A 26,743-nucleotide genomic window follows, 5' to 3' on the forward strand; every position below is an offset into this window, starting at 1 on the left:
TCATGACAGCGTTTCCTCGACCCCGACTGTCAGCCTGTCGTACCACCATGCAGCGAGGCTGTAGACGTCTGGCGCCTTGAGGATGCTGAAGTGGTTGCCCGGGCCATCCCAGATCGCCAGTTGCGGCAACAGATGCTGCCAGCCGACAGCCATGGCGGCCTGCTCGATCAGGTTGGCTTCGGCATCCAGGCGCGTGTCCGTCACCCGCACCAGACTGGCCGGCCCGGTGTAGCCCTGGCCTGGCAGGTAAACGGTGCGCAAGGCCGTGGCGAAGGTGCGGAAGATCCCGTGCAGAGCTTGTGGCGCCAGGCGTGGCGGCAACAGGCCGGCACGAACCATAGCTTCCTGCAGCATCCGCAACTGGGTGGCATCATCGCCGTCGGTGAAGCCTTGCTGGTCAAGGTCCAGACGCTTGCCGCTGGAAATCTGCAGCGCCTCAATCAGCTCCTTCAACGCCGCTGTGGTGGTGTAAGGCTTGCTGAGCACGCCTTGGCCGCCGGGCGCTTCGCTGTCGATCAGCGTCAGGGAAGCCACTTCCCGGCCACGTGCCTGAAGCTTCACCGCCATGGCATGAGCCGCCCAGCCACCAAAGGAATGGCCGACCAGATGCAGCGGACCTTGCGGGTAGAAATCCTCGATTTCCTGCACGTAACGGTCTGCCGCGGCCTCGACCTGGCTATGGGGAACGCTGCGCCCGTCCAGGCCACGTGGTTGCAGGCCGTAGATCGGCCAGTCCGGCCCGAATGCCTCCACCAAGCCGATAAAGCTGGTGACGCTGTCACCGGCACCCGGTATGCAGAACAGCGGAGTCTTGCCGTTCTTGCCGCTCTGGATCGCCAGCAAGGCCTGATAGCCAGGCGCTGCCGTAGCCTTGGCAGGTTCCACCGCCAGCACCTGAGCGATGGCTTGACCCAGCACTTGCACATGAGGTGCCTGCATCATGGTCTGGTGATCGCCCGGCACATCGATGCTGTGCAGTTGACCCGGTTGCAAGGCCTCGGCCCACCCCAGGGTCGCGCTGGTTCCGGCCGGCGCCATCGGACGCTCCTCGGCACGGAACTGGTGCACCGCCAGGCTGATGGGCTCCAGTCGGTAATGGGCCAGGGCATGACCATGGGCCACTTCCCGCTCAAGGAAGTGCTGCAGTTGCTGATCGCTGGCCTGAGCCAGTTCCGGATGCAGCAGTTGTTCGTCGCGACACAGCAACAGCAGCGCCTCGAAGCCCGGCATGGCCGGCTGCTCCAGAATGGAAGCCAGACGCGCCAGTGGTGCAACACCCGCTTCGCCCTGAGCCTTCCAGTGCGCGGTGCAGTGCGACAGCAGTTGCCGCTCCAGCAGGTTCGGCCCTTGCCAGCGCGCCTTGCCCTGATCGGTCAGACGCGGCACGTAGGTGTCGATCAGGCCCAGGAAGTCGACCTTCTCGTCCATGCCCAGCAGTTGCGTGGCAACTTCATAAGCCAGCACCCCGCCGAACGACCAGCCAGCCAGACGGTACGGGCCCTGTGGCTGCACGTCGCGAATCAGCCCAACCAGACGCGCCGCCAGGCATTCCATGGTGTGCAGTTGCGGTTGCCCCAGGCCAATGCCCGGCAATCCGTAGATCGGGAAGTCGCCTTCCAGGTGACGGCCCAGCACCGGGAAGTAGGCATCCAGGCCGGTGAAGTCATGGACCAGGAACAACGGCGACTGTTTGCCGTCCGCACGCACGGTAATAACCTCTTCAGCTTCTGTCGGCCCGGCTGGACGCTGGTCAAGCAGACCGGCCAGCGCAGCGATACTGGAGTGCTGGAACAGCTCGGCCAGAGTCAGCGGCACACCGGACTTCTGGATCAGGCTGACCAGACGGATCGCCGACAGGGAATGACCGCCCAGCTCGAAGAAGCTGTCGTGTCGCCCTACTCGCTCGACTTCCAGCACCTCGGCCCACAGTTCGGCCAGACGTTCTTCCAGCAGTGTTTCTGGTGCCTGATAGGTGGCAGTCGCCATGGCATCCAGGCTCGGTACCGGCAGCGCACGGCGGTCAACCTTGCCGTTCTGGGTCAGTGGCAGTGCATCGAGGCCGACATAAGCGGCTGGCACCATGTATTCCGGCAAGCGGCCCAACAGATGGGTGCGCAAGGTGCTGCCGTCGAGTTCAGGGTCCAGACGGGTGAAGTACGCCACCAGACGCAACGCCCCCTGTTCCAGACGCTGGGTGGTGACCACGACTTCGCCGATGCCTGGGCACAGAGCCAGTTGCTGCTCGATCTCGCCCAGTTCGATACGCACACCGCGGATCTTCACCTGATCGTCGTTACGGCCCAGGTATTCCAGGGTTCCGTCGACCAGCCAGCGCACCAGGTCGCCGGTGCGATACATCCGTGCTTGCGGCTGCGCAGTGAACGGATCGTCGAGGAAGCGCTCGGCGGTCAGGTCCGGACGGTTCAGGTAGCCACGAGCAACACCGGCACCGCCGATGTACAACTCGCCCGGCACGCCCAGCGGCACCGGCTGCTGACGTTCGTTCAGCACATAAAGACGGGCATTGGTCACCGGCTTGCCGATGTGCAGCACGCCGCCCACTTCCATGGTCCCGGAACTGGCCACGACTGTGGCTTCGGTCGGACCGTAGTTGTTCACTACGGCAAAGCCCGGATCGCGGTTGAAGTTACGCAGGCGGTCGCCACCGATCAGCAAGGTGCGCAGGGTCGGATGACGCAGCTCGCGGCTGAAAGCGTACTCGGCCACCGGCGTCGGCAGGAAGGACACTTGCAGCGGCTGAGCCAGCCACCAGTCAAGCAGCGTATCAAGCTGTTCGTTTTCCACCTCGGCTGGTGGAATGTGCAGCACGGCACCGGCACACAGAGCTGGCCAGATTTCCCAGGCCGTGGCATCGAAGCCAAAACCCGCCACGCTGGCGGTGTGGCTGCCAGCTTTCAAGTCGAAGGCCTGGCAATGCCAGTCCACCAGATTGTTCAGGGTGTGGTGTTCGACCATCACGCCCTTGGGCAGGCCGGTAGAGCCCGAGGTGTAGATCACATAGGCCAGGTTGGCCGAGGTCAGGCCCGGAACCAGCGGGTTCTCTGGACTGGCCGCCCAGTCCGCACGATCAAGGGCAATCACCGGCACCGGCAGTTCAGGCAGACGCGCCAGCAGGTCGAGCTGAGTCAGCACTACTACCGGCTCACTGTTCTCCAGCAGGTAGCTGATGCGGTCGTCCGGATGGCCAGGGTCGACCGGCACATAACCCGCGCCCGCCTTGAGCACAGCCAGCAGGCAGACCAGGGTTTCCAGCCCGCGACGGGCAACCACCGCCACCCGATCATCCGGGCGCACGCCTTGGCCGATCAGGTGATGGGCCAGCGCATTGGCACGGCGATTCAACTCGCTGTAGCTCAAGTGATGACCGCCCACTTGCGCGGCAATGGCATCAGGCTGCACAACCGCCTGCTGCTCGATGCGCTGGTGAACGGTCAGTGCCGTTTCATGCTCGGCCAGGTGATCGTTGAAGCCTTCCAGCAATTCGACCCGCTCGGCCACCGGCAGGATGCCCAGCGCCTCGACCGGTGTCTGCGGTGCCTGCTCCAGAGCCGCCATCAAACCTTCCACGGCGTTGATCAGGTACGCGCAGATACGCCGTGCATCGATACCCGCCGAGGTCAGCGCGCTCAGCTCGAAATCCTCGCCAAGATCGTCGACGCTCAAGGTCAGCGGATAGTTGCTGCGCTCTTGCGCCTGCAACAACTCGATCCCCTGCCAGGCCGTGCTGGCCGCTTCGTCGGCAGCTTGCGGTGCCGCGCTATGGCGATAGTTGAACAGCGCGCTGAACAAAGGCGCACCCGCTGGCAAGGCGCTGCAACGCTGGGCCAGTGCCAGCGGCGCATGCTCGTGGGCAAACAGCCCGGTCAGGCGGCGATGGGTTTGCAGAACCACGTCGCGCACCGGCTGGTTACCCAGGTCGATACGCAGCGGCAAGGTGTTGATGAACACACCCAGGGTGCGCTCAACCCCTTCACCGCCCTGCAAGCGTCCGAGCAACACGGTGCCGAACACCACTTTTTCACGACCGGACAAGTGGCCCAGCACTTGAGCCCAGGCCAGATGCATCAGGCTTGCGGCACTGACGCCCAACTGGCGGGACTGATCGCGGACCCGACGGGACAAGGCGCCATCCAGACGCTGACGGGCTTCGCCTGGCACATCCGCGCCCGGCAACGTCGCCTGACCGTAAGGCAAGGTTGGTTCGTCCAGGTCACCCAGTTGCTCGCGGAAGAACGCTTCATGGGCTTCATCGCCAGGCCCCAGCAGAGCCTGAGCGATGTAGTTGCGATACGGCACCGGCTCAGGCAATTGCGCCTCAAGGCCCAGCAATACGGCTTGCAACTCGTGGCTCAGCAGCTCCAGCGCCATGTGGTCCATGATCAGGTGATGGAACAGCAGCACGGCGACGATGCGCTGGTTGTCCGGATCATCGGCATGCACCAGACGCAACAGCGGTGCCGCGTCCAGATTCAGCGGCTCGGCGTCGCTCAAGGCGGCCAGCGGCACTTCGACCACCGGCAGTTCGGCATTGCGCCAGACCACCTGTACCGGCGTTTCCAGACCTTCCCAGCTCAGCGAGGTGCGCAGCACATCGTTACGGGCGATGACGCGCTGCAAGGCAGAGCAGAAAGCGTCCAGACGTTCGCGATTGGCAAAGGCAAAGCGCGCCTGCAAGCGGTAAGGATCGTCCTCAACCGACGTCAGGTAATGGTAGAAAATACCGGCCTGCAACGGCCCCAGCGGGTAAATGTCCTGCACGTTCGCAGCACCGCCAGGAATGCTGGCGACGATACGGTCGATGGCAGGCTGATCCAGCGTCACCAGCGGCAACAGATCCGGCGTAATGCGTGAGCAATCCGCCGTGATCAGGTTGGCCGGCACTTGCACGCCATGGCTGCTGCCGATGCCGCTGGCCAGAGCGGCCAGGGTTGGCTGGGCAAACAGCACGCGGATATCGGCTTCCAGCCCGAGACGACGAATGCGCGCCACCAGCGTAACCGCCAGCAACGAATGACCGCCCAGTTCAAAGAAGTTGTCGTGACGCCCTACTCGCTCGACTTGCAGCAACTCGCTCCAGATTTCGGCCAGATCGGTTTCCAGCTGACCTTGCGGTGCCTCGTAGTCACGACCCGGCAATGCATCACGATCCGGAGCAGGCAAGGCGCGACGATCGACTTTGCCGTTGGCCGTCAGAGGCCAGGCGGCCAGGCGCACAAAGGCGCTGGGCACCATATAGCCAGGCAAGACAGTCAACAGTTCGGCACGCAATTCGGTGACAGAAGTCGGCGTTGTATTGGCCTGCTGGATGAAATAGGCCACCAGTCGCGTCTGGCCCGGTTCGTCTTCGCGAGCCAGTACCAACGCCTCTTCGATACCCGGCAACTGACCCAACTGGCTTTCGATTTCACCCAGTTCGATACGTACGCCACGGATCTTCACCTGATCGTCATTACGACCCAGGTACTCCAGCGTGCCATCGGCATTCCAGCGCGCCAGGTCACCCGTGCGGTACATACGCGCACCCGGCTGCTCGCTGAATGGATCGTCGAGGAAACGCTCGGCGGTCATTTCAGGACGGTTGAGGTAGCCACGGGCTACGCCATCGCCTGCCACATACAGTTCACCCGCCACGCCAAACGGCACCAGTTGCTGATGTTCGTCCAGCAGGTAAACCTGGGTGTTGGCAATTGGCTTGCCGATATCCAGGCTGCCATCGGGAAACAGCTGACCCGAGGTGGCCACAACGGTGGCTTCAGTCGGGCCGTAGTTGTTGATCACGGCAAAGCCCGGATCACGGTGGAACTGACGCAGGCGGTCGCCACCGATCAGCAAGGTGCGCAGCGTCGGGTGACGCAAATCGCGGCTGAAGGCGTATTCGGCAACAGGGGTCGACAGGAAGGACACCTGCAGCGGCTGCGCCAGCCACCAGTCCAGCAGCGAATCCAGCTGTTCATTGCTGACATCCGCAGGCGGCACATGCAAGGTCGCACCGGCACACAGCGCCGGCCAGACTTCCCAGGCCATGGCATCGAAGCCAAAACCGGCAACACTGGCGGTATGGCTGCCTGCGTGCAGATCAAAGGCTTCGCAATGCCAGTGAACCAGATTGCTCAGGGTGCGGTGCTCGACCATCACGCCTTTTGGCTGGCCGGTGGAACCGGAGGTGTAGATCACGTAGGCCAGATTGGCGGCGCTCAGACCGTGTACCAGTGGATTGTCCTGATGATCGGACCAATCCTGACGATCCAAGGCAATCACCGGCACCGACAATGGCGGCAGACCGGCCAGCAACGCTTGCTGAGTCAATACGGCCACCGGTGCGCTATCGCTCAACAGATAAGCGATACGCTCATCCGGATGAGCCGGGTCCACCGGCACATAACCCGCGCCCGCCTTGAGCACGGCCAGCAAACCGACCAGTGTTTCCAGACCACGACGAGCGACCACGGCCACACGATCATCCGGGCGCACGCCCAGGCTGATCAGGTGATGGGCCAAGGCATTGGCCTTGCTATTCAGTTCGCTGTAGCTCAGGTGCTGATCGCCCACTTGCGAGGCGATGGCATCAGGTCGTTGAACAGCCTGCGCCTCGATCAAACCATGGATGGTTTGACCTTGCGGGATTTCCAGACCTGTAGCGTTGAGTGCCTCCAGCAGGTACTGACGCTCTTGCTCGCCCACCAGCGTGACTTGATCCAGCACCGTCTGTTCGTTGGCCACCAGGGCTTGCAACAGTTGCTCGAAGTAATGAACGTAACGACCCACGGTGGCTTCGTCGAACAACGCCAGCGCGTAGTCCAGCGTACCGACCAGTGTTTCGCCCTGCTCGCCCAGGTTCAGCGACAGGTCGAACTTGGACACCTGACTGGCCTGCTCGACCGGCGAGACGATCAGCCCGTCCATTGCCGGAACCGAACCTTCGCCTGCCAGCCAGTTCAAGGTGGTCTGGAACAGTGGCGCGTGAGCCAGGCTGCGTTCCGGCCGTACGATCTCCACCACCTGCTCGAATGGCAGGTCCTGATGGTCCTGGGCTTCCAGAACACGTTTCTTGACCTGTGCCAGCAAGGATTTTCCGGTTGGAGCGCCCGAGGTATCGATGCGCACGGCCAGGGTGTTGACGAACAGGCCGACCAGCCCTTCCAGTTCGGTGCGACCACGGCCTGCCATCGGGCTGCCGATCACCACATCGTTCTGTCCGGACAGGCGCGCCAGCAGCGTCGCCCAGGCCGTCATCAGCGTCATGTACAGTGTCACGCCCTGACGTTGGGCCAAGGCCCGCAGACCGCTGCTCAGATTTGCATTCAGGTGTACCGCCAGGCTACCGCCCGCGAAGTCCTGCTGAGCCGGACGTGGCCGGTCGGTGGGCAGCATCAGCAGCGTCGGTGCGCCGCCCAGTGCTTCACGCCAGTAGGTGGACTGCTGTTGCAGACGCTCGCCCGTCAGCCATTGACGCTGCCAGACGGCATAGTCGGCGTACTGGATCGCCAGTGCCGGCAAAGGATCAGCCTCACCCACACGCAAGGCCGGGTACAGAGCCAGCAGTTCGCGGGTCAGCACGCCCATGGACCAACCGTCCGCGACGATATGATGCACAGTCAGCAGCAACACGTGATTATCGTCGGCCACTTGCAGCAGGCGGCCACGAATCACCGGCCCGTGGGTCAAGTCGAAAGGTGCCGCAGCTTCTGTGCGAACCCGTTCAGCCAGGGCTTCAGGGTTATGGCGCAGGTCTTCCACCGGCAGCACGACTTCATCGGACACCGGCGCAAACAGCACTTCTGCACCGTCTTCAAGGGCGACAAAGCGGCTGCGCAGGGTTTCGTGACGCTCGATGATACGAGCCAGGGCACGGGACAGCGCAGGCACATCAAGTGCGCCCTGCAGGCTCAAGGCCATCGGGATGTTGTACGCCTCGTTGCCACCTTCCATCTGCGCCAGGAACCACAGGCGCTGCTGGGCGAAGGACAACGGCAACGACTGGTCGCGAGAGGCCGGCAGAATCTGCGCCTGTTCGGTACGTTCGATACCGGAAACGGCGGCAGCCACAGCGGCCAGTTCGCCCAGGGCAAAGAGTTCACCCAGCGGCAACTCGACACCCAGTTGCTGGCGAACCTGAGAAACCATGCGCATGGCCAGCAGGGAATGCCCGCCCAGATCGAAGAAGTGATCGTGGCGACCCACCTGCTCGACCTGCAGCACTTCGGCCCAGATCTGTGCCAGAGCGATTTCGACCTCGCCTTGTGGCGCTTCATAGGTCATGCCGAACAGCGCCGAGCGATCCGGCTTAGGCAAGGCACGGCTGTCGAGCTTGCCGTTGGCGGTCAGAGGCAGGGTTTCCAGCTCGACGAACGCCGCTGGCACCATGTATTCCGGCAGGTTGGCCTGCAAGGCCGTACGCATCTGCTCGGACGTGAGGGCTTCGGCGTCCTGATGCTGGGTGAAGTAGGCCACCAGGCGCACGCGCCCCGGCTCGTCTTCCCGGGCCAGCACCACGGCATCGCGGACACTCGGCAGCTCGTGGAGACGGCTGACGATTTCGCCCAGTTCGATGCGGAAACCGCGGATCTTGACCTGATCGTCGTTACGGCCCAGGCATTCCAGCTGGCCATCTTCCAGCCAGCGACCCAGGTCGCCGGTTCGGTACATCGTGGCACCTGGCTCATCGCTGAACGGGTCGGTGAGGAATTTCTCGGCAGTCAGGTCCGGACGGTTCAGATAACCCTGCGCCACGCCATCGCCGCCAATGTACAGCTCGCCGATAACACCCTGCGGCACCAGACGCTGATGGGCATCCAGCACATAGATGCTGGTATTGCCGATAGGTCGGCCAATCGATACCGACTCGGCACCTTCAGCCACTTCACGCACTTCGTTGGTGGTGGCAAAGGTGGTGGTTTCGGTCGGGCCATAGCCGTTTACAAGACGCGGGCCCGGCCCATGTTCCAGCATGGCGCGGAAGCTGGCCGGATCGGCACGCTCGCCGCCGGACATCAGGTAGCGCAGGCCCTTGAGTGCTTCGGGGATCAGTTGCACGTACTGGTTGAACAGCGCGGTGGTGAGGAACAGCACGCTGACAGTGCGCAAGGCATCGCTGAGGCGCGCCGGGTCGATCAGGGTCTGGTGGTCGATGATCAGCAGTTGCCCGCCGTTGAGCAAAGCGCCCCAGACTTCCATGGTGCTGGCATCGAACGCAGGGTTGGAAGCGAAGGCAACACGGTCCTGTTCGTTGAAGTCGGCAAAGCCATTGTTCAGCACCAGACGGGCAATGCCGCGATGCAGCACGCACACGCCTTTCGGTGCGCCGGTGGAACCGGAGGTGTACATGACGTACGCCACGCTGTTGGAGTTCTGCACCAGAGCCGGATCATGGGCCGGCTGATCGTCCAGAACCAACTGGTCCAGGTCGATGCGCGGGGTGGCAGAGTCAATCGACGCAGCACGCTGAGCCAGCACGAACACAGCCTTGCAGTCTTCGATCATGTAGACCTGACGCTCGGCGGGTGCATTGATGTCCAGCGGCACATAGGTTGCTGCGCACTTGCCGATGGCCAGTTGGCCGACCAGCATGTCAATGGAACGCGGCAGCAGGATGGCCACGTGATCGTTGGGCTTGACGCCCTGACCGATCAGGTAATGAGCCAGACGGTTGGCGCGTTCGTTCAGTTCGCCATAGCTCAGCGAGAGACTGCCATGCACGGTGGCCACGGCCTGAGGATGCGCGGCTGCGCGCTGCTCGAACAGGCGATGCACCGGCAATTCGCGAGGGTAATCGCGACGGGTGATATTGAAACCCACCAGCAGGCGCTGACGCTCTGCCGCTGGCAGCACCGACAACTGCTGCAGGCCGTTTTCAGGCTGCTGCTCCAGCGCCTCGACCAGATTGGCCACGGCTTCCTGTAGGTAACCGCAGACTCGCTGGGCATCGATGCCTTGTGCCGCCTGAGCGGTCAGGCTGAAGGTTTCGCCCAGATCGTCGATGCTCAGGGTCAACGGATAGTTGCTGCGCTCTTCGGCATTCAGCACGTCGATGCCTTGCCAGGCAGTACTGGCCGCCTCGTCCCTGGCCTGAGGTGCCGCGCTGTGGCGGTAATTGAGCAGCGTGCTGAACAACGGCGCGCCAGCCGGCAAGGCACTGCAACGCTGGGCAAGGGCCAGTTGTGCATGCTCGTGGGCAAGCAGGCCGGTCAGGCGGCGATGGGTGTCGAGTACCGCGTCACGTACCGGCTGGTCGCCCAGATCGATGCGCAGCGGCAAGGTGTTGATGAACACGCCAAGAGCACGCTCCACACCTTCGCCACCTTGCAGACGTCCGAGCAATACCGTGCCAAACACCACGCTGTCGCGGCCGGACAACTGGCCCAACACTTGAGCCCAGGCCAGGTGCATCAGGCTTGCGGCGCTGACACCCAGTTGCCGGGCTTGCTCGCGAACCTTGCCGCACAAGGCGACATCCAGCGGCAGTCGCGCTTCGCTCAGTTCACCCTCGCCAGCCGCCACGGGCAGGCCGTAAGGCAGGGTCGGCTCGTCGATATCGCCCAGCTGTTCGCGGAAGAAGGTTTCATGGGCTTCATCGCCCGGGCCTTGCAGGACCTGAGCGACATAGTTGCGATACGGCACCGGTGCCGCCAGCTGTGCTTCTTCATTGAGGAGCATGGCCTGCAACTCGTGGCCCAGCACCTCAAGGGCCACGTGGTCCATGACCACGTGATGGAAGCGCAGCACAGCGGAAATCCGCTGGGTGACCGGATCACGGGCATGCACCAGATGCAGCAGCGGAGCCTGGGTCAGGTCCATGCGTGGCGCGCTGGCCAGGTCTTGCAGCGGAATCTCGTCGACTTTCAGACGAGCCTCACGCCAGACCACTTGTACCGGTGCCTGTAAACCTTCCCAGAGCAGCGCGGTACGCAGGATGTCGTTACGCTCGATGACCCGCTGCAATGCGTGGCTGAACGCTTCGAGGCGTGATTCGTCAGCAAAGGCGAACTGCGGTTGCAGCAAATACGGATCGTTGTCGCCTGCAGCCAGGTGATGGTAAAGAATCCCCGCCTGCAACGGCCCCAGCGGATAGATGTCCTGCACGTTGGCTGCACCACCGGGAACGCTGGCGACGATACGGTCGATAGCGTCCTGTTCCAGCGCTACCAGAGGCAGCAGGTCCGGGGTGATGTGCTGGCAATCTGCGCCAATCCGGTTGGCTGGCACTTGCAGTTCGCTGCCGATGCTGTTGTCGGCGGAGTTGGCCAGAGCAGCCAGAGTCGGCTGGGCAAACAACACGCGGATATCCGCGGTCATGCCCAAGCGGCGCATCCGGGCAATCAGGGTCACGGCCAGCAACGAATGCCCGCCCAGCTCGAAGAAGTTGTCCTGACGACCGACTGTTTCTACATGCAGCAGCTCGGCCCAAAGTGCAGCCAGCTGTGTTTCTGTCTCGCCTTGAGGCGCTTCGTAGTTGCGGCTCAGCACGGCCTGTGCGCCCGGCTCCGGCAAGGCGGCACGGTCGAGCTTGCCGTTGGGGCTCAGGGGCAAGGTAGCCAGCGCGACATAGGCCGAAGGCACCATGTAGTCCGGCAACCCGGCCAGCACGTATTCGCGCAGGGCTTCGATGCCCGGGGTTTCCTGGCCTTCATGGCAACTGAACCAGGCCACCAGACGTTCGTTATGCAGCAGGACTGCCGCTTCACGAATGGCCGGATGGGTGGCCAGTCGTGCCTCGATCTCGCCCAGTTCGATACGAAGGCCATGCAACTTCACCTGGAAGTCATTACGCCCCAGGAACTCCAGAGTGCCGTCTGCACGCTGACGCACCAGGTCGCCACTGCGGTACAGGCGGTCACCTGCAACGAACGGGCTGTCGATGAAACGCTCGGCCTGCATGTGCGGCAAGTTCAGGTAGCCACGAGCGACACCGGCACCGCCGATGTGCAACTGGCCCACCACACCTTGAGGCACGGGCTGGTCACAGGCATCCAGTACATACAGGCGGGTATTGCTGATCGGGCGGCCGATAGGCAATGCGCTGTCTGGCACGGAGTCCTGAGGCTCCAGGGTCCAGACGCTGCAATCCACCGTGGTTTCGGTCGGGCCATAGACGTTATGCAGGCGCACGCCAGGCATGCGCTGACGCACCTGTCGGGCCAGCGCCTCGGTCAGTTCGCCACCACCGCAGACGATATCGGTCAGAGAGTTGCACTGGCTGCTTTCTTCCAGTTCCAGGAACTGTTGCAGCAAGGCCGGTACGAATTGCACCACGCTGACCTGCCGCTCGATGATCAACTGCGCCAGATAGGCCGGATCACGATGCCCGTCCGGACGCGCCAGTACCAGACGCAGACCGGCGCACAGCGGCCAGAACAGTTCCCATACCGACGCATCGAAACTGACAGGCGTCTTGTGCAGCAAGGCGCCTTCAGGGGTTGGCAGAATCAACTGCGAACTCCATTGCACCAGGTTGCACAGGCCACGGTGCTCGACCATCACACCTTTCGGCGTGCCGGTGGAGCCGGAGGTGTAGATCACGTACGCCAGATGGTCGGCGTTCAGGCCTGGCACCACCGGGTTTTCAGCGGATTGCGCTGCCCAGGTACTGGCATCCAGGTTCACCAGTTGCAGAGTGTTATCGGCAAAACGCTCCTGAGTCGCGGCATCCGCCAGCAAGGTCAGGGCCCCACTGTCGGCCAGCATGTAGGCCAGGCGCTCGGTCGGGTAGCCCGGATCCAGTGGCACGTAGGCACCACCGGCCTTGAGCACGGCCAGCAGACCGATAAGCAGGTTCGGGCCACGTTCCAGGCAGACTGCAACCCGGCTGTCAGCCTGTACGCCTTGACCGATCAGGTGATGGGCCAGACGGTTGGCGGCCTCGTTGAGCTGGCGATAGCTCAGACGAACGCCTTCGCTTTCCAGGGCCACGGCATCCGGTGTACTTGCGACTTGAGCCTCGAACAGCGCCTGCACAGGCTGATCGAGTACGAAATCCTGCTCACTGGCGTTGAGATCCACCAGCAAACGCTGACGCTCCTGGGGTTTGAGCAGTTCGGCCTGTGCCGGAACGGCCTGATCGCTGCCGACCATGCTCCACAGCAAAGGCTCCAGGTAAGACACATAACGCTCGGCAGTGGCTGCATCGAACAATGCAGTTGCGTAATCCAGGGCGCCGGCAAAACCTTCGTCGGTTTCGCCCATGCTCAGGGTCAAGTCGAACTTGGCAAAAGTCGGTTGATCGCCCAGCGGCTCCAGGCGCAGATCGCCCAGATGCAGTTCCAGCCCCTGACTGCCGTCCCAGGCCAGGGAGGTCTGGAACAGCGGGCTATGGGCCAGGCTGCGTGGTGGCCGCAAGCGCTCGACAACCTGCTCGAATGGCAGGTCCTGATGTTCCTGAGCTTCCAGCACGCGAGTCTTGATGCGAGCCAGCAGTTCAGTGACATCCGGCTCGCCCGAAGTATCGACACGCACGGCCAGGGTGTTCACGAACAGGCCGATCAGCCCTTCGACCTCGGCACGACGACGGTTGGCCACCGGCGTACCCACGACCACTTCGTCCTGACCGGACAGACGCGCCAGCAACACGGACCAGGCACCCATGAACAGCATGAACGGCGTCACGCCATGGCGCTGGCATAAAGCTTTGATTTCGGTGCTCAGGCGCGCATCGAAACGCACAGGAAGACTGACGCCGCTGTAGTCCTGACGGTCCGGACGAGGCCGGTCGGTCGGCAGGGTCAGCAAGACTGGCGCGCCGGAAAGCGCCTGATGCCAGTAATCGCCCTGGCTGCTCAGCCTTTCGCTGTCCAGCCAGTTGCGCTGCCAGACGGCGTAGTCGGCGTATTGCAAGGCCAGTGGCGGCAGCGGGTCATCGAGGCCCTGGCTGAATGCCTTGTACAGCGCGGTGAGTTCGCGGGTCAGAACACCCAGGGACCAGCCGTCAGCAACAATGTGGTGCACGGTCAGCAACAGCACATGACGATCTTCGGCCAGGCACAGCAGACGACCCCGGATCGGCAATTCATGGTTCAGGTCGAAAGCCTGTTCGGCTTCCTCCTTGACCACGGCCTGCAAGGCCTGCTCGTCCTGATCGCGCAAGTCCTGCCAGGTCAGCTCCGGAACCACGTTTTCGGGTGCGGCCTGTACCGAGGCTTCTCCGTCTTCCTGAGTGAAACGGCTGCGCAGGCTGTCGTGACGCGCAACAATGCGTTCCAGTGCGCGCCTCAATGCGCGGGTGTCCAGTTGGCCAGTCAGTTGCAGGCCCAGTGGAATGTTGTAGGCGCTGTTGGCGTCTTCCATCTGCGCCAGGAACCAGATCCGCTGCTGGGCGAAAGACAGTGGAACCGCCCCGCTGCGCGGCAGCACTTCGATGGGTGGAAGCTCATTCTTGCCGGCATTGCCCAGGCATTGCGCCACGGCAGCCAGGGCGCTGTCGGCGAACAGGTCGCCCAACGACAACTCCAGCGACAGGCGCTGACGCACCTGAGAAACCATCCGCATCGCCAGCAGGGAGTGACCGCCCAGCTCAAAGAAACGGTCATGACGCCCTACTCGCTCGACTTGCAGCAATTCGCTCCAGATCTGTGCCAGAGCGATTTCCAGCTCGCCTTCCGGCGCCTGATACTCGCCGGTGAACAGCGCATCGCGATCAGGGACAGGCAAGGCGCGGCGGTCGACCTTGCCGTTGGCCGTCAGCGGCCAGGCGTCAAGACGCACCAGCGCGCTGGGCACCATGTAGGCTGGCAACTGCTCCAGCAAGGCCGCACGCAAGTCATTCACCACCAGCGGCGTGCTATCGGCCCGCTCGGTGAAATAACCCACCAGCCGTGGCTGGCCCGGTTCGTCTTCACGAGCCAGTACCAACGCCTCTTCGATACCCGGCAACTGACCCAACTGGCTTTCGATTTCACCCAGTTCGATACGTACGCCACGGATCTTCACCTGATCGTCATTACGACCCAGGTACTCCAGCGTGCCATCGGCATTCCAGCGCGCCAGGTCACCCGTGCGGTACATACGCGCACCCGGCTGCTCGCTGAATGGATCGTCGAGGAAACGCTCGGCGGTCATTTCAGGACGGTTGAGGTAGCCACGGGCTACGCCATCGCCTGCCACATACAGTTCACCCGCCACGCCAAACGGCACCAGTTGCTGATGTTCGTCCAGCAGGTAAACCTGGGTGTTGGCAATTGGCTTGCCGATATCCAGGCTGCCATCGGGAAACAGCTGACCCGAGGTGGCCACAACGGTGGCTTCAGTCGGGCCGTAGTTGTTGATCACGGCAAAGCCCGGATCACGGTGGAACTGACGCAGGCGGTCGCCACCGATCAGCAAGGTGCGCAGCGTCGGGTGACGCAAATCGCGGCTGAAGGCGTATTCGGCAACAGGGGTCGACAGGAAGGACACCTGCAGCGGCTGCGCCAGCCACCAGTCCAGCAGCGAATCCAGCTGTTCATTGCTGACATCCGCAGGCGGCACATGCAAGGTCGCGCCGGCACACAGCGCCGGCCAGACTTCCCAGGCCATGGCATCGAAGCCAAAACCGGCAACACTGGCGGTATGGCTGCCTGCGTGCAGATCAAAGGCTTCGCAATGCCAGTGAACCAGATTGCTCAGGGTGCGGTGCTCGACCATCACGCCTTTTGGCTGGCCGGTGGAACCGGAGGTGTAGATCACGTAGGCCAGATTGGCGGCGCTCAGACCGTGTACCAGTGGATTGTCCTGATGATCGGACCAATCCTGACGATCCAAGGCAATCACCGGCACCGACAATGGCGGCAGACCGGCCAGCAACGCTTGCTGAGTCAATACGGCCACCGGTGCGCTATCGCTCAACAGATAAGCGATACGCTCATCCGGATGAGCCGGGTCCACCGGCACATAACCCGCGCCCGCCTTGAGCACGGCCAGCAAACCGACCAGTGTTTCCAGACCACGACGAGCGACCACGGCCACACGATCATCCGGGCGCACGCCCAGGCTGATCAGGTGATGGGCCAAGGCATTGGCCTTGCTATTCAGTTCGCTGTAGCTCAGGTGCTGATCGCCCACTTGCGAGGCGATGGCGTCCGGCTGGTCGAGGGCCTGACGTTCGATGCGCTGATGGATGGTCAGCACGGTTTCCTGATCGAGATGGTAGGCATTGAAGCTTTCCAGCAGCCGCTTGCGCTCATCGGCAGGCAGGATGTCTACGCGATCCACCGGCGTCTGTGGCGCTTGTTCCAGTGCCTCCAGCAAATGCTCCATGGCTCGTTCAAAATAGGCACAGGTGCGCTGCGGGTCGATGCCGTCTGTGGTTTGTGCGGTAAAGCTGAAGGCGTCGCCCAGATCGTCGACGCTCACCACCAGCGGGTAGTTGCTGCGTTCTTCGGCGTGCAGCACTTCGATGCCCTGCCAGGTTTCACCTGTGGTCTGGGCAGAGCTGTGGCGGTAGTTGAGCAAGGCGTTGAACAGTGGCGTCGGTGCGGCCACACCGCTGCAACGCTGGGCCAGAGCCAGCGGCGCATGTTCGTGGCGCATCAGGGTGGTCAGGCGCTGATGGGTGGCCTTGACTGCTGTGCGAACGTCCTGCGCATCCAGATTGATACGGATCGGCAAGGTGTTGATGAAGATACCCAAAGCACGTTCGGTCGCCTCGGCGCCCAGCAGACGCCCCATGAGTACGGTGCCGAACACCACGCGCTGGCGGCCGGTCAGGCCTGACAGCACTCGCGCCCAGCCCAGGTGGAACAGGCTGGCGACGCTGATGCCGAGGGTCCGCGCCTGATTACGCAGGCGGCGGCAGAGTTCGAGGTCCAGAGACAGGGTGTATTCGGTGATGTCGCCGCCATCACCGCTGAGGTCCTGCAGGTCGTAGGCAAGGGTCGGTTCATCGAGGTCGCCCAGCATTTCGCGGAAAAACGTTTCGTGTTCTTTCTCGCTGACGCCCAACAGGGCCTGCCCAACGTAGTTGCGGAACGGAACCGGAGTACCCAGCAGGCCGGCCTGCCCACTCAGGCAAGCCTGAATTTCATGGCGCACCACTTCCAGGGCGCTGTGGTCCATGGCGATATGGTGGAACTGCAAAGCGGCCTTCACGCCCAGGGCGTGGTCGGCCTCGTCGTAGACCAGACGAATCAGCGGTGCCTGGCCGAGATCCATGAGGGTCTGAGCTTGCGCCGACAAGGCACCGACCTTGAGTTGAGCACTGCGCCAGACAACCTGGACCGGGGTTTCCAGCCCGTCCCAATGTACCGACGTACGAAGGATGTCGTGCCGTTCGATCACTGTTTGCAGCGCCAGAGCGAATGCGTCCAGACGAGCGCGGTCGGCAAAGGCGAACTCCACGTGCATCACATAAGGATCGCCATGACTGGCGGTAACGTGGTGATAAAGAATGCCCTGCTGCAAGGGCGCCAGCGGGTAGATGTCCTGCACATTGGCCGCGCCGCCGGGGACATGCGCGACCAGGCTGTCGATAGCTTCCTGATCCAGTGACACCAGGGTCAGCATTTCAGGCGTGATGCGTGTGCAGCCAGCTGGAATGCCGTTTTCCGGCAAGGTCGGAGCACCACGTTTGGTTGCCAGATACTCGCCCTGTTCGATCAGCTCGATCAATGCCGGCTTGTGCTCGCGCAGGTGTTCCACCAGGCCCTTGTCGGTCAGTGCACGGCGATTACCCTGCACCACCAGTTGCCCATCCTTGACCGACAGATTGATGTCATTGGCCTTCAGTGTCGCCAAGAGTTCGTTGATGCTCACAGGATAATCTCCATGCTCTCTGTGATGGCTGCATAGCCGGCCAGCGTAGGTTGTTCGAACAACGCCCGGACATCGGCTTCAATGCCTTCCTGCCTCAGACGCGCGGTCAGACTGACCGCCAGGAGCGAGTGACCGCCCAGTTCAAAGAAGTTGTCGTGTCGCCCCACTCGCTCGACGCCGAGCAGTTCGGCCCAGAGTTCGGCCAGCAGGACTTCCGTCTCGCCCTCCGGTGCTTCGTAAGGACGGGTCAATACCGCGTCTGCACCCGGCGCAGGCAGAGCCTTCTGGTCCACCTTGCCGTTGGGGGTCAGGGGGAACTCATCAAGATGCACATACAGCGCAGGCACCATGTAATCCGGCAGTTGCGCCCGCAGCACTTCACGCAGGGTTTCGAGCGGCAGCAGCGTGCCGGTGTAGTAAGCCACCAGTCGCTGGCCACCCGGTTGTTCGTCGCGAGCCAGCACCACAGCCTGCTGGATACCCGGATAACGGGTCAGGCACGCCTGGATTTCACCCAGCTCGATACGCAGGCCATACAGCTTGACCTGATCGTCGTTACGGCCCAGGAAGTCGAGGTTGCCGTCCGCACGCTGAGCGACCAGGTCGCCAGTGCGATACAGACGGTCGCCAGCCACGAACGGGCTGTCGATGAAACGCTCGGCCTGGAATTGCGGCAGGTTCAGATAACCACGGGTGACGCCTGAGCCACCGATGTGCAACTGACCGATGACGCCCTGAGGCACCAGTTGGTCGTACTCGTCCAGCACATACATGCGGGTGTTGCTGATCGGTCGCCCGATAGGCAAGGCGCTGTCCGGTACAGGCTCGTGTGGCTCAAGAGTCCAGGCGCTGGAATCCACCGTGGTTTCGGTCGGGCCATAGACGTTGTGCAGACGCGCCCACGGCAGGCGTTGGCGTACACGCTCGGCCAGAGCGATGGTCAGTTCACCACCGCCGCAGACGATGTCGGTCAGTGAAGTGCACTGGCTGATTTCTTCCAGTTCGAGGAACTGCTGAAGCAAGGCCGGTACGAACTGCACTACGCTGGCCTTCTGATCGCGGATCAAGCGCATCAGGTAAGCCGGATCGCGATGGCCATCAGGACGCGCCAGCACCAGCGGCAAGCCAGCGCACAGTGGCCAGAACAGTTCCCATACCGAGGCATCGAAGCTGATGGGCGTCTTGTGCAGCAGCGCAGTTTCCGGTTTCAACGGAATAACCTGCGAACTCCAGTGAACCAGGTTGCCCACGCTACGGTGCTCGACCATCACGCCCTTCGGCGTACCGGTGGAACCGGAGGTGTAGATCACATAGGCCAGGTGGTCCGGGTTCATGCCGACGATTTGCGGATTGTCGATGCTCTGGGCGCCCCAGATGTTGTTGTCGAGGTCGACACGCAACGTGCGCTCTTCGTCCAGCAGCTTGCGGGTGGCAGTCTGGACCAGCACCACGGCCGGCGCGCTGTCTTCAAGCATGTAGTGAATGCGTTCACGCGGATAGCTCGGGTCCAGCGGCACATAGGCGGCACCGGTCTTGAGGATGGCCAGCAGACCAACCACCATGGACACGCCACGTTCGACACAGATCGCGACCCGATCATCGGTTTTCACACCCAGACCGATCAGGTGATGGGCCAGGCGATTGGCCTGTTCGTTAAGGGCCTGATAGCTCAGTTGTACGCCTTCGCCACGCAGCGCCACGGCCTGTGGTTTGCGGGCAGCCTGACTCTCGAACAGACCGTGAAGGGTGTGCTCCAGATCGTAATCGACCTCGGTCTGGTTGAAGTCGACCACCAGACGCTGACGTTCTTCGGCGTCCAGCACCGACAGGTGTTGCAACGGCAGATCGGGCTGGGACTCAAGGGCCTCGACCACGCCGGTCAATGCCTGTTGCACATAGCCGCAGATACGGCGGGCACCCACGTCAGGCGTGACAGTGACCGACAGACGCAGGCTGTCGCCCAGGTCGTCGACGTTGAGGCTCAACGGGTAGTTGGTGTTTTTCTCGCTGGCCAGGACTTCCAGGCCGCGCCACGCTTCGCGCTGGGCATCCTGCTTTGCCTGACCGGCGCTGTGACGGTAGTTGAGAATCGCGCTGAACAGCGGCAATGGCGCAGCAACACCGCTCCAGCGCTGGGCCTGAGCCAGGGAAGCATGTTCGTGACCCAGCAGCGCCGCGAGGCGAGCGTGAGTGTCACGTGCCCCTTCACGCACGCCGATATCGGCCAGATCAATGCGCAGCGGCAAGGTGTTGATGAACATGCCCATGCCACGGTCGGCACCGGCGCCGCCTTGCAGGCGACCGAGCAATACCGTGCCGAACACCACACGGTCCTTGCCGGTTGCGCTGGCCAGCACCCGGCCCCAGGCCAGGTGAAACAGGCTGGCGACGCTGACGCCCATCTGCCGGGCCTGATTGCGCAGGCGCAGGGTCAGATCATCGGGCAGTGTCTGTTGAGCTTCTTCAATGGAGCTGCCATCACCCTGAACATCGTGCAGGCCGAACGGCAGGGTCGGCTCGTCGATATCGCCCAGTTGCCCGCGGAAATACGCTTCGTGCTCCGCTTCGCTGACACCCAGGCGCGCCTGGGCCACATAGTTGCGGTAAGGCACCGAAGGCTCGACGGGTTGTGGCTCGCCGCGCAGGTGAGCAAGAATTTCCTCGCGCATCACTTGCAAGGCCGTGGCATCGACCACGATGTGATGGAACAGCAGCGTGGCCTGCAAACGCGAGCTGGCCGGATCATGGCTGTAGACCAGACGGATCAGCGGCGCCTGGCTGAGATCGATCCGTGCCGAACTGTCCTGGGTTTCGATCTGCGCCAGAGGCACTTCGTCCACCGGCAGCTCGGCATGACGCCAGACCACCTGCTGCGGAACCTCCAGTCCTTCCCAGACAATCGCGGTACGCAGGCTGTCGTGACGGGCAATGACCTTGCGCAGGCCATCGGCAACCGTGTGCAGACGCTCCAGGCTGTCAAAGCTGATGCGCAACTGCAGCAGGTACGGATCGCCCTGATCGGCGGTCAGGTAGTGATAGAGAATGCCTTCCTGCAACGGCGCCAGCGGGTAGATTTCCTGCACGTTGGCAGCACCGCCGGGGACGGTTTCGACAATTCGGTCGATGGTCGGCTGGTCGAGATGCGACAGACTCAGCATGTCCGGCGTGATTCGTGTGGCGCCTGCCGGTACGAGGTTGGCCGGTACCGTGATTTCGCGACCATTGCCAACCGAAGCGGCCAGTGCCGCCACCGTCGGCTGGCCCAGCAATACGCGCACATCGGCACTCAGACCGGCGTTGCGCATGCGCTCCACCAGGCTGACCGCCAGCAACGAGTGACCGCCCAATTCAAAGAAGTTATCGTGGCGCCCTACCCGGTCCAGCCCCAGCACCTGGGCCCAGAGTTCGGCAATGGCGACTTCCACTTCGCCTTGCGGCGCTTCGTAGACCTGAGCGGCCAGATCGGACTGATCCGGGTCTGGCAGAGCACGGCGGTCGAGCTTGCCGTGGCTGGTCAGCGGCAAGGCTTCCAGACGGATAAAGGCCAGCGGCACCATGTAGCCCGGCAGACTGGCCTGCAAGGCTTGGCGCAGTGCGTCCGTCTCCACGGGCGAGGTTTCGGTGAACCATGCCAGCAGACGTTCGCCGCGCACCAGAACCACAGCATCTTTCACGCCTGGCTGAGCAGCAAGAGCCGCTTCGATCTCACCCAGCTCGATGCGCATGCCGCGAATCTTCACCTGATCGTCGTTGCGCCCCAGATAGTCCAGGGTGCCATTGGCATTCCAGCGCACCAGGTCGCCACTGCGGTACATGCGTGCATGGGCCACGTCGCTGAACGGGTCGGCGATAAAGCGTTCTTCGGTCAGGTCCGGTCGGTTCAGGTAGCCACGGGCAACACCCGAACCACCAATGTACAGCTCGCCGCTCACACCCACCGGCACGGGCTGCAACTGCTCATCCAGGACATAAATGCTGGTGTTGGAGATCGGGCCGCCGATATGCAGCGACTCGCCCACCCGTACCTGACCCGAGGTAGCAACCACCGTGGTTTCGGTCGGGCCATAGTTGTTGATCACGGCAAAGCCCGGATCGCGGTCGAACTGGCGCAGGCGGTCGCCGCCGATCAGCAAGGTGCGCAGGGTCTGGTGTTGCTGCGGACGACGGAAAGCCTGCTCAGCCACCGGAGTCGGCAGGAAGCCCACCTGAAGTGGCTGCTCCAGCCACCAGTCGAGCAGTTCATCAACGTGCTCGTTGCCCACATGAGCCGGTGGCAGGTGTAACACGGCACCGACACAGAGCGCAGGCCAGATTTCCCAGACCATGGCGTCGAAACCGAAGCCTGCAACGCTGGCGGTATGGCTGCCGGCGCTCAGGTTGAAGGCCTGGCAGTGCCAGTGAACCAGGTTATTCAGGGTGCGGTGCTCGACCATCACGCCTTTGGGTTGCCCGGTGGAACCGGAGGTATAGATGACGTAAGCCAGGTTTTCGTGGCTCAGGCCCGCCACTTGCGGGTTGCTGCGGAACTCCTGATCCCAGGCGCCCTGGCCCAGATCCACTTGCGCCACATCACCGACCAGATCCCGGGTCGAAGCATCCACCAATACCACTCGCGGCGCGCTGTCTTCCAGCAGGTAGCTGATGCGATCGGCAGGGTAAGCCGGATCAACCGGCACATAGGCGGCACCGGCCTTGAGAATCGCCAGCAGGCCGACCAGACGGTCGGGGCTGCGGCGCAGGCACAGGGCGACCCGCTCGTCCGGCTTCACGCCAAGCCCGATCAGATGATGGGCCAGGCCGTTGGCGCGGCGGTTGAGTTCGGCGTAGCTCAAGACTTCATCGCCCTGCACCACGGCAGGCGCGTCCGGCCTGTGGAAGGCCTGGGCCTCGACCAGTGCATGCACGGTCTGGCCTTGGGGGAAGGCTTGCGCGCTGGCATTGAAGTCCACCAGCACCTGGCGGCGCTCTTCGGCCTGCAGGATCGACACCCTATTGAGCGGCGCCAGCGATCCCTGCTCCAGGGACTCCACCAGTTGCGTCACAGTGTTATGCATCCAGCCGACCACACGCTCGGCACCGATACCTTCCAGTGCCAGCACATGCAGGTCGAAACTGTCACCCATGTCGTCGACGCTCAAGGTCAGCGGGTAGTTGCTGCGCACATCACCACCCAGCACACGCACACCCTGCCATGCACCTTCACCGTCAAGCGGCTTCACATTGGCGCTGTGGCGGTAGTTGAGCAAGGCGCTGAACAGCGGAGAACCCGCCGCGACGCCGCTGCAACGCTGGGCAAGCACCAGCGAGGCATGTTCATGGGCGAGCAAGGCAGACAGCCGCGAATGCACGTTCTTCACGGCTTCGCACGCGCCAGTCGTCGTATCGACCCGCAGCGGCAAGGTATTGATGAAGACACCCAGCGCCCGATCAGCCCCCTCGCCGCTCTGCATGCGACCCAGCAGCACAGTGCCGAATACCACATCGCGACGGTTGGCCAGCACGCTCAGAACCCGCGCCCAGGCCAGGTGCATCAGGCTGGCGGCGCTGACACCCTGCTGGCGAGCCTGCTCACGCAGGCGCAGGGAAAGAGCATTGTCGAGTACCAGACGGGACTCTTCGATGCCGCTGCCGTCGGTGCGCACGTCCTGCAAGCCGAAAGGCAGGGTCGGCTCATCGACGTCACCAAGCATTTCGCTGAAAAAGGTTTCGTGACGGGCGTCATCACTGCCGATGCGTACCTGAGCTACATAGTTGCGGTAAGGCACGGGTGGCGCCAGATCCACCAACTGGCCAGCCAGCAGGGCTTGCATCTCGTTGCTGACCACTTCCATGGCCGCATTGTCCAGCACCAGATGGTGGAACAACAGAATCGCCACGACCTGGTTGTTGGCCGGGTCCTGGGCATGGACCAGACGCATCAGCGGTGCCTGGGACAGTTCCAGACGATGATGACGGGCGTCGAACTGTTGCTGCAGACGTTCGATGACGCTGGCGCCTGCATCCGGGGTATCGAAGCTGACCGGTTGCACGGTCAGCTCGGCTTTGCGCCAGACCACCTGCTGCGGGCTTTCCAGTCCTTCCCAGACCACGGAAGTGCGCAGGATATCGTGACGATCAATGACTTGCTGCAACGCACCGGCCCAGGCTTGCAGACGATCCAGGCTGTCGAAAGCCAGGCGCCATTGCAGCAGGTACGGGTCGCCCTGTTCGGCAGTGATGTGATGGTAAAGAATGCCTTCCTGCAACGGTGCCAGCGGGTAGATTTCCTGCACGTTGGCGGCGCCACCTGGCACGGTGGCGACAATCCGGTCGATAGCCGACTGGTCAAGATCGGTCAGGCTCAACAGCTCTGGGGTGATCTGCGTGCAACCTGCCGGCACACGGTTGTCCGGTACAGCAATCGTTTGCGCCTCGTTGCCTTCAAAAGCCGCCAAGGCTGCTACGGTCGGTTGGGCCAGCAAGACATGCACATCAGCCTTGAGGCCGGCCTTGCGCAGACGATCCACCAGATTGATGGCCAGCAGCGAATGGCCACCCAGCTCGAAGAAATTGTCATGACGCCCGACCCGCTCCACATCCAGCACCTGCGCCCAGATGTCGGCCATGGCGACCTCAACTGGACCTTGCGGCGCTTCATAGGCCTGGCCAAGCAATGACGCAGGATCCGGGTCCGGCAAGGCACGGCGGTCGAGTTTGCCGTTGTTGGTCAGCGGCAAGGCTGCCAGATAAGTGAAGGCGCGCGGCACCATGTAACCCGGCAGACGGGCACGCAGGGCCTGACGCAAGGCTTCGGGGTCCACGACAGACGTTTCGGTGAACCAGGCCAGCAGTTGCTGATCGCGCACCAGCACCACGGCATCTTTCACGCCGGGCTGGCTGGCCAGGACCGCTTCGATCTCGCCCAGTTCGATACGCATGCCGCGAATCTTCACCTGGTCATCGTTGCGGCCCTGATAGTCCAGAGTGCCATCGCTGTTCCAGCGCACCAGGTCACCGCTGCGGTACATGCGCGCATGGGCAACGCCACTGAACGGATCGGCGAGAAAACGCTCTTCGGTGAGGTCCGGACGGTTCAAGTAACCACGGGCAACACCCGCGCCGCCGATATACAGCTCACCGGTCACGCCCACCGGCACCGGCTGTAACCGCGCATCCAGAACATAGGTGCGGGTATTGGCAATCGGGCCGCCGATATGCAGCGCGCCACCCACCAGCACTTGCCCGGAAGTCGCAACCACCGTGGTTTCGGTCGGGCCATAGTTGTTGATCACGGCAAAGCCCGGATCGCGATTGAGCTGACGCAGGCGATCACCGCCGATCAGCAGGGTACGCAGGGTCGGATGGTCTTCTTCCTGGCTGAAAGCGTACTCGGCCACCGGCGTCGGCAGAAAGCTGACGTCCAGAGGCTGGGCGCGCCACCATTGCAGCAAGGCATCGATGTCTTCGCCGCCTTCCTGAGTGGGTGCGACATGCAGGGTCGCGCCGGAGCACAGCGTCGGCCAGACTTCCCAGGCCATGGCATCGAAACCGAAACCGGCCAGGCTGGAGGCGTGTCCACCCGCACCCAGCGAAAAAGCCTCGCAGTGCCAGTCGACCAGATGAGACAACGTGCGATGCTCCACCATGACGCCTTTCGGCTGGCCGGTGGAACCCGAGGTGTAAATCACATAGACCAGATTGTCGCTGCTCAGGCTGGCGATCCGCGGGTTAGCGTGAGCACCCTGCCCCCAGTCGCTACCGTCCAGATCGATCAGCGGCAGGCTCAGTTCTGGCAGACGGTCATGCAGATTCGACTGGGTCAGCACCGCCACCGGCTGGCTGTCGCTCAACAGGTAGGACAGGCGCTCACGCGGATGCGCAGGGTCAACCGGCACATAGGCCGCACCGGCCTTGAGCACTGCCAGCATGCCCACCAGGGTTTCCAGGCCACGACGGGCAACCAGCGCAACACGATCATCCGGGCGCACGCCCAGTTCGATCAGGCGCTGGGCCAGGCCATTGGCCTTGCGGTTGAGCTGGGCGTAGGTCAGGTGTTTTCCCTGATGGACCGCCGCAACGGCATCCGGGCGAGTCTGAGCCTGATTTTCGATGCGCTTGTGGATCAGTTGTTCGCTGGCAGAGGCCGCGTCGGTCGCATTCCAGCGCTGCAATTGCTGGTGCTCGACAGGCGTCAGCAGGTCAAAGTCCTCGACCCGCAGCTCCGGATTTTCCAGGGCCTGTTCCAGCACCTGCAACAGGCGAGAGGCGATAGCCTCAGCCTCCCCGGCCTCAAACCAGGCGCGGTGATAGACCAGGTGCAGCCAGGCGTTGTCATTGAAGCTGTTGGTACGCAAATGGATGGCAAGAGGCGTCGTTTCGTAGCCGTTCGAGACTTTTACCGTCTGTGCCTGAGCCTCGCCATAGCGATATTCATGGTCTTCCTGCTCGTAGGAAACCGAAACCTCGAACAACTGACCACGCTCCTCACGGGCCACACCCAGGTTGCGATTCAACTCGCTCAGTGGAAAGCGTTGATGACGGAAGTCGCGCTTGAGTGTGTCGCGCACTTCCTTGACCAGCGAGCCAAAGTTCAGTTGCCCGTCAAAAGTCATGCACACCGCACTGACCTGAGCGAAGTGGCCCATGGTCGCCTTGAAACGCGCACCGATACGGTTGAGCAATGGCAGGCCGACCACCCAGTCTTCGCGCTGTGCGGTACGGGTGAAGTAAACGTGCAAGGCTGCCAGCAGTACATGAAACGCCGTAGAACCGTTGCTTTCAGCGAACTGCTTCATGCGCGTGTGCAGTGCTTCCGGGAAGTTCTGTACCCAGGTATGGGACGGTGCCGGATCAGTTGCACGGCGGTTGTGGTAGCGCGATACAAGCAGCGGCTCTGGCAGGTTGCTGTACTTCTCCAGCCAGTAAGCCTTGTCACGCTCGTAGCGTGGCGATTCGTGGTAACGCGCGTCTTCCTGAATGAAGTCGCGGTAGTCCGGGCCTTTGAAATCAAGACGGCTGCCTTCAG

2 protein-coding genes (1 of these 2 cut by a window edge) are annotated in these 26,743 nt (G+C 62.8%); both read right to left on the reverse strand.

Annotated elements, in window-relative coordinates; all coding sequences use genetic code 11:
- Window positions 1–17,739: a non-ribosomal peptide synthetase gene (locus KGD89_RS13000; RefSeq protein WP_025260215.1), complete on the reverse strand. Its 17,739-nt coding sequence runs from the start codon at window positions 17,737–17,739 to the stop codon at window positions 1–3.
- A protein-coding gene (locus KGD89_RS13005; protein ID WP_025260216.1) for a non-ribosomal peptide synthetase crosses the window boundary here: on the reverse strand, window positions 17,736–26,743 show its 3' portion. The gene runs 490 nt beyond the window's last position; 9,008 of the gene's 9,498 nt are visible here — the last part of the coding sequence; its start codon lies off the right edge, out of view; the stop codon is at window positions 17,736–17,738. Before KGD89_RS13005 ends, KGD89_RS13000 begins: the two co-directional genes overlap by 4 nt.

Origin of the sequence: Pseudomonas cichorii (assembly GCF_018343775.1) — a bacterium.
GTDB classification, from domain to species: domain Bacteria; phylum Pseudomonadota; class Gammaproteobacteria; order Pseudomonadales; family Pseudomonadaceae; genus Aquipseudomonas; species Aquipseudomonas cichorii.